This is a genomic window from Erwinia sp. HR93 (assembly GCF_034555055.1).
GTDB classification, from domain to species: Bacteria; Pseudomonadota; Gammaproteobacteria; order Enterobacterales; family Enterobacteriaceae; genus Apirhabdus; species Apirhabdus apintestini.
The window spans coordinates 3,204,757-3,220,760 of sequence record NZ_JAXUDP010000001.1; the positions used below are offsets into that span (position 1 = coordinate 3,204,757).

Sequence of the window (16,004 nt, forward strand, 5' to 3'; positions counted from 1 at the left end):
TTGACGCACGATATTCACAATATGGTACACATTTATTTAACAAAAACTGAGACTAATACGACTTTTTATCCTTCAGGGTTACTTCATGGCAAATAATTGATTTAATAAGAGGGTGTTAGGGCAGGCGCAATAACAATAAGCTGAACGCGGACCGGGCACAAACGGGGGATAGTATACCCATTCGCGCAGAGTCCAGGTTCAGTTTACGTAACCCATACGCCTGATAGCTTTTCGCCTGATAATTAGGGCGCCAAAAACCGATTTTATCTTCACAGGGCATATATCATGCAGAAATTGATCAATAACGTTCAGCATTACGGCTGGGGCAGTAAAACGGCGCTAACCGAGCTTTACGGCATCGCGAATCCACAGGGGCAACCTATGGCCGAGCTTTGGATGGGCGCACATCCCAAAAGTAGCTCCAGAATTAAGCTCCCCAACGGCGAGACCCGCGCACTGCGCGATATCATTGACGCCGATCCCCGCACTCTACTGGGAGGCGCCGTTGCCGAGCGCTTTGGCGAATTACCTTTTCTATTTAAAGTCCTTTGTGCCGATCAGCCGCTCTCAATTCAGGTTCATCCAAATAAAACGGCGTCTGAAGCGGGCTTTGCGCGGGAAAACGCCGCCGGTATTCCCCTCGACGCGCCGCAGCGCAACTACAAAGATCCCAATCACAAGCCGGAACTGGTTTTCGCCCTAACGCCGTTTCTGGCGATGAATGCGTTTCGGACTTTTTCAGATAGCGTGTCGTTATTGCAGCGCGTTGCTGGCGCCCACCCGGCCATTGCAAGCTATCTTGCTCATCCTGATACCGAAAGCCTGCGTACCCTGTTTGCCGAACTTCTGAATATGCAGGGCGATGAAAAACACCGCGCGCTGGGCGTTCTTTACGCGGCGCTTGAGCGCGAAAGCGGCGAACCCTGGGACACTATCCGCACGATTGCACAATTTTATCCCGAGGACAGCGGCCTGTTCTCTCCACTACTGCTAAACGTGGTAAGGCTAGCGCCAGGGGAAGCCATGTTTCTGTTTGCTGAAACACCGCATGCTTATCTGCAGGGCGTGGCGCTGGAGGTGATGGCGAACTCAGATAACGTGCTGCGCGCAGGTTTGACGCCTAAATATATCGATATTCCAGAACTGGTTGCGAATGTAAAATTCACGCCACGGGAAGCCGGCACCTTACTTACCCGGCCAGAGCGGCGCGGATCGGAACTGGACTTCCCCATTCCAGTAGACGATTTTGCATTTTCACTGCACGATTTAAACGCTCAAGAAACGGCGCTGTCGCAGCAGAGCGCCGCAATATTGTTCTGTATAGAGGGCGAAGTGACTATCGCGCGCGGGCAAAATCGCGTACAGCTTGCCGCGGGGGAATCAGCGTTTATCGCCGCCAGTGAATCGCCGGTAAATGTTAGCGGGAAAGGTCGCCTCGCCCGCGTATATAACCTGCTGCGCTAAATCAGCGCATCGATAAGTAAAAACGCTGGCGTGAATTTATCGCGCAATACCGCATTTTAGGAACAGCATTGCTAAGCTAATACCGGGCATATGTTGAAATTTTTCACCAGGCCTTGCGCCTGGTTCAATAGGGAATCTGTTATGAAAAAATCTCTGGTGGCCGTTGGGGTTATTGTGGCGCTGGGCGTAGTATGGAGCGCCGGTGCCTGGTATACCGGCAAACAGTTAGAGCAACACATCTCGCAGGCCGTAACCGAAGCGAACCAACAAATGCAGCAATTAGCTCCCGCAGCGGGGTTAAAGCTGGCTTACGAAAACTATCACCGGGGCGTTTTTTCAAGTCAATTGCAGCTTGTCATCACGCCCGATCCTGTCGCAAAAAATAGCTGGCTGAAACCCGGGCAAAGCGTAGTTTTGGATGAAAATGTCGATCACGGCCCCTTCCCGTTTGCTCAGCTTAAGAAAGCGAACCTGGTGCCCGCGATGGCCTCGATTCATACGCAGCTGCATAATAATGACACCAGTAAAAAGCTGTTCGAAATGAGCGGCGGACGTTCCTTCCTTGATGCAGAAACCCGCGTGGGCTATAGCGGCGCTAATGCATCGGATATCGCGCTCCGCCCTATCAACTGGGCGCAGGGCGACAATAAACTTACTTTCAGCGGAGCCACTATTTCTACGCACGTGGATAGCGACGCGGACGCTGTTAAAGTGAGCGGCGAAACCGGCAGCGGTCAGTTCACAACGAAAAATGAGTATGGGCAGCAGGTTCAGCTTGCATTTAGTGGCCTGAAAAGTGAAGGCAATACCACTGTTTCCAAATTTAAAGAGCGCGTGGGCGAGCAGAAAATTGCGCTGGAAAAGCTAACTATCGCACTGGAAGGCAAAGAAATCGCGTTGCTGAAAGGGCTTACTATCGGCGGCCATACTACCCCCGATAGCGACGGCAAACATCTTAACGCCCAGCTTGATTACACGCTAGATGCGCTGCATCTGCAAAATCAAAATCTCGGCCAGGGAAAAATGACCCTTAAGGTGTCTCACCTTGACGGCGACGCCCTGCATCAGTTCACCCAGCGTTACAATGCGCAGGTTGGTGTCCTGATGGCGGATCCGAAACTCGCAGAGGATCCTCAGGCTCAACAGGAAAAAGCGATGGCAATCCTGCGCGATAACCTGCCGGTACTATTGAAGGGCAACCCGGTGATTACTATTGAGCCACTTAGCTGGAAGAACGATAAAGGCGAAAGCGCGTTAAATCTGACGGTGGGCTTAAAAGCGCCGCAGCAGCAACAGCCGCAAACCCCGCAGGACAGCTTTGCAAATGTCGTTAATACCATTGATGGCAAACTGTCTATTCCCATGCCGATGGCGACCGAACTGATGACCAGCGTCGCAAAACTGGAAGGTTATCAGGGCGATCAGGCCAGTAAACTGGCGTCTCAGCAGGTACAGGGCGTTGCAGCCATGGGGCAAATGTTCCGCCTGACCACTACAGAGAATGAGACTATCGGTAGCACGTTGCACTATGCGGATGGCAACGTCACGCTCAACGGGCAGGCTATGACGCTGAGCGATTTCCTCGGCATGTTTGGCCTAAACCTGGCACCGGGACCGCAGCTCGCGCCGGAAGCCAATACCCCTGAAACCCCAACGCCTGTCCTGCCCCTGCGTTAATGGATATGCAAACTTAATGCATCGGGAGCGCTATCCCTGATGCAGTACTAAACGCGCCGGGACCGTATGGCATCCCGGCGTTTTAGCTCTATCATTACCCCACTGTAAAATATGCGCAGCCGCACTGCGGCCAATATCGCGCGCTGGCGCCGTCGCCCAGGTTACTGGAATATCATCTAAAGCCGCTTCAGGCACGCCGGCAAACGCCGCAAGCGCTATCTGACTGTCAAAATAGCTCTCCATTCCGCCTTCGCCGCTATAGCGCCCTGCGCGCAGTAGCCCAAACCATGCCCCCGTCGCAGCGATACTGTCGTGACAAATAATTGCGGTAATGGTGGGATTATGCCGCAACAGCGCCACAACCTGGCGTGCAGCGTCGCGCTGCGTTGCTTCGCATTCTAAAACCCATTCACTATGAAATGGCAGCCCGTACTGCATCAGTGTTGCGCAAAATCCGCCTAGCCTTTCGGCGCGCGTAAGCGACGCGCTCCGCCCACCAAGCCAGGCAATGCGCTGATGTCCGCGTGAAATAAGATGTTCGGTGAGTAAACGCGCCGCCTGCATATTATCCGGCCGCACTGCTTCTGTTTCATCCGGATAGGCCGCGCGAGAAGCAAAGATAAGCGGTATTTGATGTTGTTCTGCCTGCGCGCGCAGCAGGCCGCCGTCATCACCGCCTCCGGCGATAACGATACCATCAACGCCCTGAGCCAGCAGGCTATCGAAACAGCGCTGGCGGTACTGACCACCGCTGCCGCTTTGGGTCAGAAACAGCATGCGCCCCTGTTGCTCCAGCGCCTCACTGAGTCCTGCCGCCAAATCGGCGTAGAACGGATGGCTTAAATCGCGAACAATCAGGCCAATTGCACCGCTTTGTCCGCCGCGCAGGGCGGCGGCCTGATGGTTACGCACAAACCCCAGTCGGGCAACCGCATCGTTTACTCGCTGCCCGGTGGCGCTGGATATCCGCCCCTTGCCGCTAAGTACCAGCGAGACAGTGCTAACAGAAACTCCCGCTGCTTCCGCCACGTCGTTAATCGTAATTCGCCTGCTTGACGCCATCTGTCCGAACTCGCATTTTGTGAGAGATAAAACGTTTTATCTATTAGGCGCTATTAAGCCTGCCATATAGCTTTAAATCTGTGACTGAGTACGCAATAAAACTAGGTAAAACGTTTTATCCTCGGCGCCATAATTTATCGGAAACCTCTTTTCGAACCATCAGGGAGTCGTGTATGGCGACAAATTCACCGCAAAAAATCACCCTCTGGGAATTTTTCCAGAGCCTGGGAAAAACGTTCATGCTGCCGGTCGCGCTGCTGTCTTTCTGCGGCATTATACTTGGCATCGGCAGTTCGCTAAGCAGCCATGATGTAATTACACTGCTGCCGTTCCTCGATAACACCCCGCTGCAGTTACTCTTTACGTGGATGAGCAAGATAGGTTCCTTTGCGTTTAGCTTTCTGCCCGTGATGTTCTGTATTGCCATTCCATTAGGACTGGCGCGAGAAAATAAAGGCGTTGCAGCATTTGCCGGATTCGTTGGCTACGCGGTAATGAATCTCGCGATCAATTTTTGGTTAACGGCGAAAGGGATTCTGCCCACCACTGATGCCGCAATTTTAAAAGCCAATAATATTCAATTTATTTTGGGGATCCAGTCGATTGATACCGGCATCCTCGGCGCGGTTATCGTCGGTATTGTGGTCTTTTTACTGCACGAGCGCTTTCATGCGGTACGACTGCCGGATGCGCTGGCATTTTTTGGCGGCACGCGGTTTGTTCCCATCATTACTACCCTGGTACTGGGCGTTGTTGGGCTGATTATTCCGCTAATTTGGCCAACCTTCGCCAAAGGCATCGCCATGCTCGGGCATATGATTAACGGCGCTGGCGATTTCGGCCCTATGATTTTCGGCACCGGTGAGCGCCTGTTACTGCCGTTTGGGCTGCATCATATTTTAGTTGCCCTGATTCGTTTTACCGACGCAGGCGGTACGCTGGACGTCTGTGGTCATAGCGTCAGCGGCGCGCTGACCATCTTCCAGGCACAGTTAAGCTGCCCGACAACCCACGGATTTTCCGAGAGCGCCACGCGTTTTCTTTCTCAGGGTAAAATGCCGTCCTTTCTCGGCGGCCTGCCCGGCGCTGCGTTAGCCATGTACCACTGTGCACGACCTGAAAATCGTCATAAAGTCAAAGGGCTGCTTATCTCCGGTGTGATAGCCTGCGTGGTCGGCGGCACGACAGAACCCCTGGAATTTTTATTCCTGTTCGTTGCTCCGGTTCTCTATGTCCTGCATGCGATCTTAACTGGCCTTGGGTTTACCATGATGGCGGTGCTGGGTGTCACAATCGGGAATACCGATGGCAATATTATCGACTTCGTGGTCTTTGGCATCCTGCATGGCCTGTCAACCAAATGGTATATGGTGCCGGTAGTGGCCGTAATCTGGTTCGTGGTCTACTACGCACTGTTCCGCTTCGCTATTTTACGCTTCAACCTGAAAACGCCGGGACGTGATATCGAACCTGCCGCGGCTGCACAGGTAAACGCGGCTCCCACCGGTAAGTCTGGCTATAATGTGCCGGCAATGCTGGATGCACTGGGCGGCGCGGAAAACATCACCAATCTGGACAACTGCATCACCCGACTGCGTCTGTCGGTTAAAGAAATGGATAAAGTAGACAGCGCGGCGCTGAAGGCTCTACGGGCAATCGGCGTAGTGCAGCTTAACCAGCACAATCTCCAGGTTGTGATTGGCCCTCAGGTTCAGTCCGTTAAAGATGAAATGGCTCAGCTCATGAATAGCGTTGAGGCCTGATTTATTTCTCCCCTGCGGCAACGCAGGGGAGGTATTGCGAGGTTATATGTTTGACTTTTCTAAAACCACAGACCGACACGGCACCTGGTGTACGCAGTGGGATTATGTCGCCGATCGCTTTGGCGCCGCCGATTTACTGCCATTTACTATCTCCGATATGGATTTTCCTACCGCGCCGTGCATACTCACCGCGATCCAGCAACGTTTGCAGCACGGCGTGCTCGGATATAGCCGCTGGCAAAATCCTGAATTCACCGGCGCAATAGCCCACTGGTATCGTGAACGATTCGCCACCGACATCAATGAACAAACGCTGGTCTATGGCCCCTCCGTTATCTATATGATTTCACAGCTTATTCGTCAGTGGAGCGAGCCGGGAGACGAAATCGTTATTCATACCCCTGCCTACGATGCATTCTATAAGGCCATTGCCGGAAATGATCGCAACGCGCTGAGCGCCCCGTTATATCTGAGGGGCGACGAATGGCTGTGCGATATGGATAATCTTGAAACTCTGCTATCCCGCCCGCGCTGTCGGATTTTACTGCTTTGCAGCCCGCATAATCCAACGGGGAAAGTCTGGACCCGCGAAGAGCTGGATACTATGGCGCAGCTTTGCGAACGGCACGGTGTTCGGGTCATTAGCGATGAAATTCATATGGATATGGTATGGAACGGCCGCCAGCATATTCCCTGGACCCAAGTGGGTCGAGGCGACTGGGCGCTATTCACTTCCGGGTCTAAAAGCTTCAATATTCCGGCGCTGACCGGAGCCTACGGGATGATAAGCAGCGATGATGAGCGAGCGAATTACCTCAATGCATTAAAAGGACGCGACGGATTATCATCTCCGGCGGTGCTTGCGCTGGTCGCCCATATTGCCGCTTATCGTCATGGAGCGCCCTGGCTGGATGCATTGCGTGGTTATCTGGAAGAGAATCTGCGCTGGGTCGCCGAAACATTAAATACTGAATTTCCTGAGCTGAGGTGGCAGCCGCCTGCGGCAACCTATCTGGCATGGCTTGATTTACGCCCTCTGAAACTGGATGAGCATCAACTCCAGACCATCCTGATAGCAGAGCAAAAAGTGGCGATAATGCCCGGATATACCTACGGCCCTGAAGGCAGCGGCTTCGTGCGCCTGAATGCAGGCTGCCCGCGCAGTAAACTGGAAGATGGCGTGCGCAGGCTTATCGCCGGGATTCATACCCTACGCGCCGGCGCATAATTATCGGGAGCGGTACATCTGCCGCTCCCAAGCCGCAGCAGAACGCGTTTGCGCCGGCGGTTGGCGCAATAAATGTAAACGCCCTCTTATATACCCTTGCGCCGCGCTCCCCCTAACACATGACAATCAATCTAATATCATGGTGCAGCGCTACGGAAAATTGACGCGTCGGCCATACATAAAGGGTTTAGCCTTTTAATGGCTGGAAGATATGCCCGATTTGTCAGCTGCGTTAGCTGCAATAACGCTACGCCTCTGCCTGGTTGACGATTACCGACACCGACACGGGCATATTGCTTGAAAACAAAAGTAAACATCTGCCTTCATAGAAGGCGGTTTTGCTTACGCCCCAAAGCGGCGCTCTGAGTTCGGGCTCATGGAGCCTTCCCTTCAACGCTTCATGTAGCGATAGCTGTTATCATCCACTTCATGCTTTTCCTGATACTTGACGTATTTACGCATCATTTCTGCATTCACACCTGCGCTGTCTACGCGGCATCCCTTTTGCCCGGAAGTGATTTCCCCATAGCGTATGCTTAGTAAGCAGGGAAACTTACTGAAGAGCCTTATTGCTGTCCTGCCCTTCAGATGGCCCATCACTTCTGATACCTAACAACCTCGGCGGTATTTTCACCAGAAGATGCACATGCTCTAACTGGTCGTTTAATTCAATAAGTTGGCGCTTTAACTGCTCACTGAGTATCCCTATCTGTCGATACACTTCCTTCCCAACATTGCCTTTGAGTATTCTGAAACGGCACTCAGGCGTCCAGACTATATGATATTGACAATGCCACAGTAGGTGGGAAGCTCTTTGAAACCTGCTCATGTTTAATTTCCCTATCGGTTGTGGGGATAACAGGCAGGGATTTTGGCGTGGGGGGTTTTTACAGGCAGAGCCAAAACCGAGTCGATAACAACGTCCACAGGACGTAGTTTTTAGTTAAGAATAAAAAACCAGCCCGAAGGCTGGTGAATGAGGCGGCTATCTAATTGCATGGCAAACACGGGGCCGATTGACGTTACCCACGAAAAATAAAGCGCTGAAACGGTCTATTCTTCGCTCCCCCCTTTCGGCAGAGCGCGCCTGCGATCCTTTGGCATGATTGTTCTTCCAGAAACGCAACCACTACAGCATGCTGTGTCATCGCGTATTGGGCGAACCTGAGTAATACCCTGATTCTCCGTTTGCGTACTATAAACGATTCTTCGCCTTAATATCCAGCGCCCAGTTTTTAAATGACTGTTTAAATTTCTTTAAAAATTAGTAAGTTGAAAATAATACTCCGATACAACAATTGCTTAGAAAGCAATGCTATTACTTATTCAAGTTGTTCCAATATGAAAAATTATATTTCAAAACGTATCCAGGCAATTATTCGCTGGTATTTACGCAGATTGAGACTTTGTTATGCTACGACATCTTAAATGCGTCGGTGCCACACACAGTTCGTTAACCCCGCTGATTCAATAATACCAGCGACGCAACGGGCCAGAAGCTAACCTCAGGAGTGCAATATGGACCACACCTTACCGCTGCTCGATCTTCATCGTCATCTGGACGGCAATATTCGTGCGCAAACGATTCTTGAATTAGGCCGTCAATTCGCCCTCCCGTTACCGGCTGACACGCTCAGCGCCCTGCGCCCGTACGTTCAGGTCACCGAAACGCAGCCGGATTTGGTCAGCTTCTTAGCCAGACTGGACTGGGGGGTTAAGGTTCTTGGTTCACTGGAGGCCTGCCGTCGCGTTGCCTATGAAAATGTCGAAGATGCCGTAGCTCAGGGCCTGCATTACGTCGAGTTACGCTTCTCCCCGCGCTACATGGCTATGGCGCACCGTCTTCCGATTGCCGGCGTGGTTGAAGCAGTGATTGACGGCGTCGCGCAAGGATGCCGCGAGCTGGGCCTTCAGGCGCGGTTAACCGGCATCTTAAGCCGTACCTATGGTGAAGCTGCCTGTAAAGAAGAACTGAACGCCTTGCTGGCGCATCGGAATAACATTACCGCGCTCGACCTCGCGGGTGATGAATTAGGCTTTCCGGGTAGCCTGTTCCTCGACCATTTCAATCGGGCGCGCGACGCCGGGTGGCATATCACCGTGCACGCCGGCGAAGCCGCAGGGCCGGAAAGCATCTGGCAGGCCATACGTGAGCTGGGCGCGGAGCGTATCGGGCACGGCGTGAAAGCGATTGAAGATCCTGCGCTAATGGATTTTCTGGCCGATCGGCGTATTGGTATTGAATCCTGCCTGACATCAAATATTCAAACCAGCACCGTCAGTTCGCTGGCGCATCATCCACTGCGCCTGTTCCTTGAACACGGCATTCTGGCCACGATTAATACCGACGATCCGTCGGTTCAGGGCGTAGATATTCAGCATGAATATCAGCACGCGGCGCCGCAGGCCGGCCTCTCCCCGGAGCAAATCAGGCAGGCGCAGGCCAATAGTATGGAAATCGCTTTTATGACGCCCGCGGAGAAACAGGCGCTGCGCGAAAAAATAAGCGCCGTGCATTAAGCCTGTGAGACCGGTGTTTAATCAGGCGATATATTCAGCAGGTATCGCATTAAACTGAACGGAAGCCGCGGAGAGAGGAACAGCCGCGGCCTCGCTTAAACCGCTCAGTTAGATAAGATTCAGCACTGCCCGGTGTTTAGCAGATTCAATGCCCAGTTCAATAATTTCCATGACCCGAATCGCCTGGCTCGCCGGTACCGGGTTTTCTGCCTGTCCGTTCAGCGCATCGCGCACGCCAGCATAGTACGCCGGGTAATTACCGGGTAGCGAAAGTACCGGCTGCTCCGCCATGATATCGCCCTGGGCGAGCGTTAACATGCCGTCACGCATATCATAACCCCAGTCCTCCAGGGGCGGTCGTTCGCCCGCCTTCAGGCGATCTTCCTGAGGGTCTAATCCATATTTCACATAACTCCCGCGCGTGCCGTGAGCAATGAAACGCGCCGACTGAGCGGCCACCAGCATGCTGGCATGCAACACCACGCGGCGCTGGGGATAGTTCAATACCGCGTGGAAATAGTCGGTCGTTTTAGCGCCGGGCCGCTGCTGGGCCAAATCCACATACAGGCTGACCGGCAGACCAAAAAGCACCAGTGCCTGATCGATCAAATGCGGCGCCAGATCGTACCAGATACCGCTTCCGATACCCGATTGCTCGCGCCAGCGGTCACGCACCTGAGGGCGAAAACGATCAAAGTGCGATTCCAAATAAGCAACTTCACCAAGAGTGCCTTCGGTAATCAGCGTTTTTAACGTCAGAAAGTCGCTATCCCAACGCCGATTATGAAACACGGAAAGCAGTAATCCCCGGCTTTTAGCCAGGGCATCCAGTTCGCGTGCCTGTGACAACGTCACGGTAAAGGGTTTATCAACCACCACATGTTTACCCGCCTCCAGCGCGGCTTTCGCCAGCGGAAAATGCGTATCATTGGGGGTTGGGATAACAATAAGGTCGATTGCAGGATCGGTAATTAGCGCCTGCGGGCTGGCGATAACCCGCATTTGCGGCCAGTCGGCCGTGACCTTACCGGCATCGCTGCTGGTAATAGCCGCTAGCTCCAGGCCTGGCGTACCGTCAATCAGTGGAGCATGGAACGTTTTACTGGCATACCCATATCCGATGAGACCTACTCGAATGCTGTCGCTCATTGCTCCTCCTCGCATCAGTTGAAACGGCATTTTCCCATCAATTGCCGCGGGTTCACAACCGTAAATATAGTCTCCCTAAGCCTCATAACCTTTTTATCTCGCCGCAGTTACCCGCAGTCTTGCAGTAATGGCGCTGCAGAGGATATCGATTCAGATGCAGATAATCGTTATATGCAGCGTCGCAATGCGCTACCTTTCAGATATCTCCAGGCCAGGCGCGCCGGGCTTTATGTATCCTGCGTCGGCCGTACGCCAGCGGTAAATTAAGCTTGTGGAAGGTGATTGCCTGTGCAAGCAGCGCGGCAGCGGTAAAATCCCCGAGGGCCGAGTCACAATCAGCGATGGCAATCAGCGCAATTTTTCTTATAATCCCTGCCCGGCACTCGTCCCGCTTTTCCCTGATGCTATCCGGAGGTAGGCCTTATGACCACATCAAATCCGCTGCGCATTGGCGGCTGGCTTCTCGCACCGCTCGCCTGGCTCCTGCTTACGCTTTTTAGTATCACGATTACACTGGCGTTGTTTGGCATCGCGCTTACCAGCCCTCATACCCATCACTTGCTGGGTATGCAAAGCGCCGCCCGCGTCGCGCTTTGGTATTTTTCACTGTTGAGTACGCTGGCAATGTGGCTTTACACGCTCTGGCTCACCACCGCTTTTTTTAAACGGCGCGCCGTGGTGCGCAAACATTATATTATCTGGTTGCTGATAAATATTTTGCTGGCCTTGAAAACGTTCGCGTTTACACCCGTTATCGATGCGCTGGCGCTGCGACAATTGCTGTACTCACTGCTGGCGGCTGCATTATTCGCCCCCTACTTTCGGCGCGCAATACGCGTAAAACAAACATTAACGCGCCTGTAAACCTTACAGACTAACGGGTTGTCGCTATCGGCAGATTGCCTGATAATAGGCGCCTCTTCTGATTCAGGTCGATTATGTCTGACTATTTGCTGTTATTTATCGGTACCGTGCTGGTTAACAACTTCGTATTAGTGAAGTTTCTCGGGCTGTGTCCTTTTATGGGTGTCTCAAAGAAACTAGAGACAGCGATTGGTATGGGGCTGGCCACTACATTCGTGATGACGCTGGCAACCATTTGTGCCTGGCTTATCGACCATCTTTTACTGGTGCCGCTGGATCTTATTTATCTGCGCACGATGGCTTTCATTCTGGTGATTGCCGTAGTGGTGCAATTTACTGAAATGGTGGTACGTAAAACCAGCCCCGCGCTGTATCGCCTGCTGGGGATCTTTCTGCCGCTAATTACCACCAATTGCGCCGTACTGGGCGTTGCACTGTTGAGCATTAACCTAAACCATCGTTTTCTGGAGTCTGCCCTATACGGATTTTCCGCCGCCGTCGGTTTTTCACTGGTGATGGTTCTGTTTGCCTCAATCCGGGAACGACTAGCGGTGGCCGACGTTCCGACGCCGTTCAAAGGTAACGCTATCGCGCTGATTACCGCAGGACTGATGTCTTTGGCGTTTATGGGCTTCAGTGGTCTGGTAAAATTCTAATGTCCATCATATTAATCGCCGTTTTAGTTCTGACGCTGCTGGCGCTGGTTTTTGGTCTTCTGCTTGGCTATGCGTCACGTCGTTTTGCGATAGCCGAAGATCCCATTGTTGATAAAATTGAAGCGCTGCTTCCCCAAAGCCAGTGCGCACAGTGTGGCTATCCTGGCTGCCGCCCCTACGCAGAAGCGGTGGGCAATAACGGCGCGAATATTAATCTTTGCGCCCCCGGCGGCGAACCGGTAATGCAGAAAATAGCAGCTCTATTAAACGTGGAGCCTCTGCCGACGGGAGAAGATAATGCGCTCAATGCGCCGGTACGCATGCTGGCTATCATTGATGAAAGCCAGTGTATCGGTTGTACCAAATGCATTCAGGCCTGTCCGGTCGACGCAATTGTGGGCGCATCCCGCGCGATGCACACCGTTCTCAGCGATTTATGTACCGGCTGCAATCTTTGCATTGCCCCCTGCCCGACGCACTGCATTTCACTTATTCCCGCCCCCGTCACGCCAGAGACCTGGAAGTGGGAAACTCACGCGATCCCTGTACGAGAGCTGTCTGTGGGGCAACATGTTTAAGTTTCTTTTTTCGCGCGCAAAGCAGCAAGGCCTGTGGGATTTCCACGGTGGTATTCATCCACCGGAGATGAAGCAGCGCTCCAGCGCGATCCCTCTGCGCCAGGCGCCGCTGCCTTCACATTTTATGATTCCGCTGAAGCAGCATTTGGGAGAAGAAGGCGCTGTGTGCGTAAACCCGGGCGAGCGTGTTTTGCGTGGACAGCCGCTGACGCGCGGAAGCGGACGCATGCTACCGGTACACGCACCTTCCTCCGGCGTGGTTACCGCAATTAAACCCTATCCGGATGCGCACCCTTCGGGGCTTGACGTACCGTGCATTATACTGGAAGCCGACGGCGAAGATGCCTGTTACCGCTATGAGCGCTGGGAAAACTATCGCGCGCATCCGCGCGAAGCGCTCATTGCACGCATCCAGCAGTTTGGTATTGCCGGATTAGGCGGAGCGGGTTTCCCTACTGGCGCCAAAATCCAGGGCGGCGCAGGGAAAATCCAAACCCTGATTATCAACGGCGCAGAATGTGAACCCTATATCACCGCCGATGACCGTCTGATGCAGGATTGCGCCGCGCAAATCGCTGAGGGTATTCGCATCCTCGCATATATCCTTCAGCCACGCGAGACGCTGCTCGCGATTGAAGATAATAAGCCGCGGGCGATTTCTATGCTGCGCGCGGTGCTACAGGATACTCAGGATATTAAGCTACGGGCGATCCCGACCAAATATCCTTCCGGCGGTGCAAAACAGCTTACCCAGATTTTGACCGGCAAACAGGTCCCGCACGGCGGACGTTCATCGGATATTGGGGTATTAATGCAAAACGTCGGCACGGCGTTTGCTATCAAGCGCGCAATTATCGACGCAGAGCCATTAACAGAGCGGGTCGTGACATTAACAGGCGAAGCCATTTCCCGGCCGGGAAACGTATGGACGCGCTTAGGTACTCCCATCCGCCATTTGCTGGAATATGCGGGCTACCGCCCAGCTCAAAAATCCGGAGTCATCATGGGGGGTCCACTAATGGGATTTACCCTACCTTCACTGGATGCCCCTGTAACGAAACTGACCAACTGCCTGCTGGCTGCCGCAGAAAATGAGCTGGGCCAGCCAACCGAGGAGAAAAGCTGTATTCGCTGCAGCGCCTGCGCCGAGGTTTGCCCGGCTGAGCTACTGCCGCAGCAGCTATATTGGTTCAGCAAAGGGCAGCAGCATGACAAAGCCAGCTCGCATCAGCTCAATGATTGCATTGAATGCGGCGCCTGCGCATGGGTTTGCCCCAGTGATATTCCTTTAGTGCACTATTTTCGCCAGGAAAAAGCCGCGCTTCGCGAACTACAGGAAGATGCTCGCCGGGCAACCGAGGCGAAGGCGCGCTTTGAAGCGCGCGGCGCGCGCCTGGAACGTGAAAAAGCGCTGCGCCAGGCCCGTCACCGGCAGGCCGCAGTGCAACCCTCAGCGAGCGATCGTGATGCTATTCAGGCCGCACTGGCGCGGGTTAAGGCTAAAACTCGCGGCACCGAAGGCGCCTCCCCCGGTAACGTTTCAGGTGAAAATCTGACGCAGGTAGACAATAGTACTATCCATACCGCGATACAAAGTGAGTCGCGTAGCGGCGCCGCTGAGGCCGCAATCGCTCGCGCCAAAGCGCGTAAAACCGCCTCCGGGCCGGCTACCCAACCGGCTCAGTCAGAAAACAGTGCCGCACTGAACGACCCGCGCAGGGCCGCCGTTGAGGCCGCAATCGCTCGCGCCAAAGCGCGTAAAACCGCCACCGGGCCGGCTACCCAACCGACTCAGACAGAAGACGCCGCCGCACTGAACGACCCGCACAGAGCCGCCGCTGAGGCCGCTATCGCCCGCGCCAAAGCGCGTAAAGCCGCCGCGGAGGCTAAGCAGAACGCCCTGCACACACACGCCACTGAGGGTTCAGGCACGTCTGCAAAGGCGCATACTCATACTTCACCCGCCGCACATGAGGAATAGATGGTTTTCAGAAGCCCCAGTTCACCTTATACCCATAATCAACGGCGTACCGATCGCATCATGCTGTGGGTTATTATCGCTACCCTTCCCGGTATTGCGCTGCAAATAGTCTGGTTCGGCTGGGGAACGCTGCTCCAAGTTACACTGGCAGCCTGCGGCGCGCTGGCTGCAGAGGCGTTATCCCTGGCGTTACGTAGACGCGCCGTTATAGCAACGCTAAAAGATTATTCGGCGCTGCTTACCGGCCTGCTGCTGGGCGTGAGTATTCCTCCGCTGGCGCCGTGGTGGATAGTTATTTCAGGTACCCTGTTTGCCATTATTATTGCCAAACAGCTTTACGGCGGTTTAGGAAATAACCCGTTTAATCCCGCGATGGTTGGATATGTTGTATTGCTGATTTCGTTCCCAATACAGATGACCGGCTGGCTGCCTCCCGCTACGCTTGCAATGACGCCTGTCGGCTTTACGGAAACGCTGTCTACTATCTTTTATGGTCACACGGACGGCGGGCTGACGATGGATGCGCTGCGTATGGGCGTCGATGGGGTTAGTCAGGCCACGCCGCTGGATACATTTAAAACCGGTCTGCATGCGGGCATGCCATCGAGTAACGTATTGCAATTACCCATTTATGGCGGCGTGCTGGCAGGTATTGGCTGGCAGTGGGTGAATGTCGCTTATCTGGCCGGTGGCCTGCTGCTACTTTGGCGCGGCGCTATCCGCTGGCACATTCCCGTCGCTTTTTTACTCACTCTTTGGGTATGTTCGGCGCTTGGGTGGCGCGTTAATCCGGAACTCTGCGCGCCACCGCTGGTACATTTATTTTCCGGCGCATCCATGCTCGGCGCATTCTTCATTTTGACCGATCCGGTTACCGCAGCCACAACGCCGCGCGGGCGCCTTATTTTCGGCGCGCTGGCCGGGTTATTGGTCTGGCTAATACGGACATGGGGCGGCTATCCTGATGGCGTCGCGTTTGCAGTACTACTCGCCAATATCACGGTCCCCCTTATCGATTATTACACCCGTCCCCGGGTTTACGGCCATCGCTGAGGAAAAGTA

12 protein-coding genes and 1 pseudogene are annotated in these 16,004 nt (G+C 53.8%); 10 read left to right on the top strand and 3 right to left on the bottom strand.

Translation table 11 applies throughout. The features are described from left to right. The first annotated feature begins 285 nt into the window (after positions 1 to 285). Positions 286 to 1,464 carry a mannose-6-phosphate isomerase gene (manA, locus tag SFA31_RS14970; protein WP_322838699.1) on the top strand — a complete coding sequence of 393 codons (1,179 nt, stop codon included), beginning with the start codon at positions 286 to 288 and terminating at the stop codon, positions 1,462 to 1,464. Positions 1,465 to 1,605: 141 nt separating this feature from the next. Then, positions 1,606 to 3,141: a YdgA family protein gene (locus SFA31_RS14975; protein ID WP_322838700.1), complete on the top strand. Its 1,536-nt coding sequence runs from the start codon at positions 1,606 to 1,608 to the stop codon at positions 3,139 to 3,141. Positions 3,142 to 3,171: 30 nt separating this feature from the next. Here SFA31_RS14975 and malI read toward each other — a convergent pair whose 3' ends face one another. Continuing rightward, the gene (malI, locus tag SFA31_RS14980) at positions 3,172 to 4,203 is read right to left on the bottom strand and encodes a Mal regulon transcriptional regulator MalI (protein WP_322838701.1); all 1,032 of its coding nucleotides are present in this window, start codon (positions 4,201 to 4,203) and stop codon (positions 3,172 to 3,174) included. 173 nt (positions 4,204 to 4,376) lie between these two features. Between malI and malX the strand changes: the two genes are divergently transcribed. Both malX and SFA31_RS14990 read left to right on the top strand, forming a co-directional pair. Continuing rightward, the gene (gene malX, locus SFA31_RS14985) at positions 4,377 to 5,966 is read left to right on the top strand and encodes a maltose/glucose-specific PTS transporter subunit IIBC (RefSeq protein ID WP_322838702.1); all 1,590 of its coding nucleotides are present in this window, start codon (positions 4,377 to 4,379) and stop codon (positions 5,964 to 5,966) included. 46 nt (positions 5,967 to 6,012) lie between these two features. Beyond that, complete coding sequence (locus SFA31_RS14990) at positions 6,013 to 7,194, top strand: MalY/PatB family protein (RefSeq protein WP_322838703.1); 1,182 nt, start codon at positions 6,013 to 6,015, stop codon at positions 7,192 to 7,194. A 390-nt stretch (positions 7,195 to 7,584) separates the two neighbouring features. Here SFA31_RS14990 and tnpA read toward each other — a convergent pair. Beyond that, positions 7,585 to 8,023: pseudogene (gene tnpA, locus SFA31_RS14995) on the bottom strand (IS200/IS605 family transposase). Positions 8,024 to 8,712: 689 nt separating this feature from the next. Here tnpA and add point away from each other — a divergent pair. Continuing rightward, positions 8,713 to 9,714, top strand: a complete 1,002-nt coding sequence (add, locus tag SFA31_RS15000) for an adenosine deaminase (RefSeq protein ID WP_322838704.1) — start codon at positions 8,713 to 8,715, stop codon at positions 9,712 to 9,714. Positions 9,715 to 9,822: 108 nt separating this feature from the next. Here add and SFA31_RS15005 read toward each other — a convergent pair whose 3' ends face one another. Continuing rightward, positions 9,823 to 10,863, bottom strand: coding sequence for an oxidoreductase (locus tag SFA31_RS15005; RefSeq protein ID WP_322838705.1), 1,041 nt, complete (start codon positions 10,861 to 10,863; stop codon positions 9,823 to 9,825). A 423-nt stretch (positions 10,864 to 11,286) separates the two neighbouring features. On the opposite strand from SFA31_RS15005, the gene SFA31_RS15010 reads away from it, so the two are divergent. The 5 genes from SFA31_RS15010 (at position 11,287) to rsxD (ending at position 15,995) form a co-directional block, all read left to right on the top strand. Next, complete coding sequence (locus tag SFA31_RS15010) at positions 11,287 to 11,727, top strand: DUF2569 domain-containing protein (RefSeq protein ID WP_322838706.1); 441 nt, start codon at positions 11,287 to 11,289, stop codon at positions 11,725 to 11,727. Between the two features lie 74 nt (positions 11,728 to 11,801). After that, complete coding sequence (gene rsxA / locus SFA31_RS15015; RefSeq protein WP_322838707.1) at positions 11,802 to 12,383, top strand: electron transport complex subunit RsxA; 582 nt, start codon at positions 11,802 to 11,804, stop codon at positions 12,381 to 12,383. Beyond that, the gene (gene rsxB / locus SFA31_RS15020) at positions 12,383 to 12,961 is read left to right on the top strand and encodes an electron transport complex subunit RsxB (RefSeq protein ID WP_322838708.1); all 579 of its coding nucleotides are present in this window, start codon (positions 12,383 to 12,385) and stop codon (positions 12,959 to 12,961) included. The genes rsxA and rsxB overlap by 1 nt, the downstream gene beginning before the upstream one ends. Then, a complete protein-coding gene (rsxC, locus tag SFA31_RS15025; RefSeq protein ID WP_322838709.1) occupies positions 12,954 to 14,942 on the top strand; it encodes an electron transport complex subunit RsxC in 1,989 nt (662 codons plus the stop codon). Before rsxB ends, rsxC begins: the two co-directional genes overlap by 8 nt. Next, positions 14,943 to 15,995, top strand: coding sequence for an electron transport complex subunit RsxD (gene rsxD, locus SFA31_RS15030; RefSeq protein ID WP_322838710.1), 1,053 nt, complete (start codon positions 14,943 to 14,945; stop codon positions 15,993 to 15,995). It abuts the gene before it with no gap. Positions 15,996 to 16,004 lie beyond the last annotated feature (9 nt).

What these genes read in the sequence shown, in the direction of transcription:
- manA (WP_322838699.1), top strand. Translation starts at nt 286, where the DNA reads ATGCAGAAATTGATCAATAACGTTCAGCATTACGGCTGGGGCAGTAAA.
- SFA31_RS14975 (WP_322838700.1), top strand. Translation starts at nt 1,606, where the DNA reads ATGAAAAAATCTCTGGTGGCCGTTGGGGTTATTGTGGCGCTGGGCGTA.
- malI (WP_322838701.1), bottom strand. Translation starts at nt 4,203, where the DNA reads ATGGCGTCAAGCAGGCGAATTACGATTAACGACGTGGCGGAAGCAGCG.
- malX (WP_322838702.1), top strand. Translation starts at nt 4,377, where the DNA reads ATGGCGACAAATTCACCGCAAAAAATCACCCTCTGGGAATTTTTCCAG.
- SFA31_RS14990 (WP_322838703.1), top strand. Translation starts at nt 6,013, where the DNA reads ATGTTTGACTTTTCTAAAACCACAGACCGACACGGCACCTGGTGTACG.
- add (WP_322838704.1), top strand. Translation starts at nt 8,713, where the DNA reads ATGGACCACACCTTACCGCTGCTCGATCTTCATCGTCATCTGGACGGC.
- SFA31_RS15005 (WP_322838705.1), bottom strand. Translation starts at nt 10,863, where the DNA reads ATGAGCGACAGCATTCGAGTAGGTCTCATCGGATATGGGTATGCCAGT.
- SFA31_RS15010 (WP_322838706.1), top strand. Translation starts at nt 11,287, where the DNA reads ATGACCACATCAAATCCGCTGCGCATTGGCGGCTGGCTTCTCGCACCG.
- rsxA (WP_322838707.1), top strand. Translation starts at nt 11,802, where the DNA reads ATGTCTGACTATTTGCTGTTATTTATCGGTACCGTGCTGGTTAACAAC.
- rsxB (WP_322838708.1), top strand. Translation starts at nt 12,383, where the DNA reads ATGTCCATCATATTAATCGCCGTTTTAGTTCTGACGCTGCTGGCGCTG.
- rsxC (WP_322838709.1), top strand. Translation starts at nt 12,954, where the DNA reads ATGTTTAAGTTTCTTTTTTCGCGCGCAAAGCAGCAAGGCCTGTGGGAT.
- rsxD (WP_322838710.1), top strand. Translation starts at nt 14,943, where the DNA reads ATGGTTTTCAGAAGCCCCAGTTCACCTTATACCCATAATCAACGGCGT.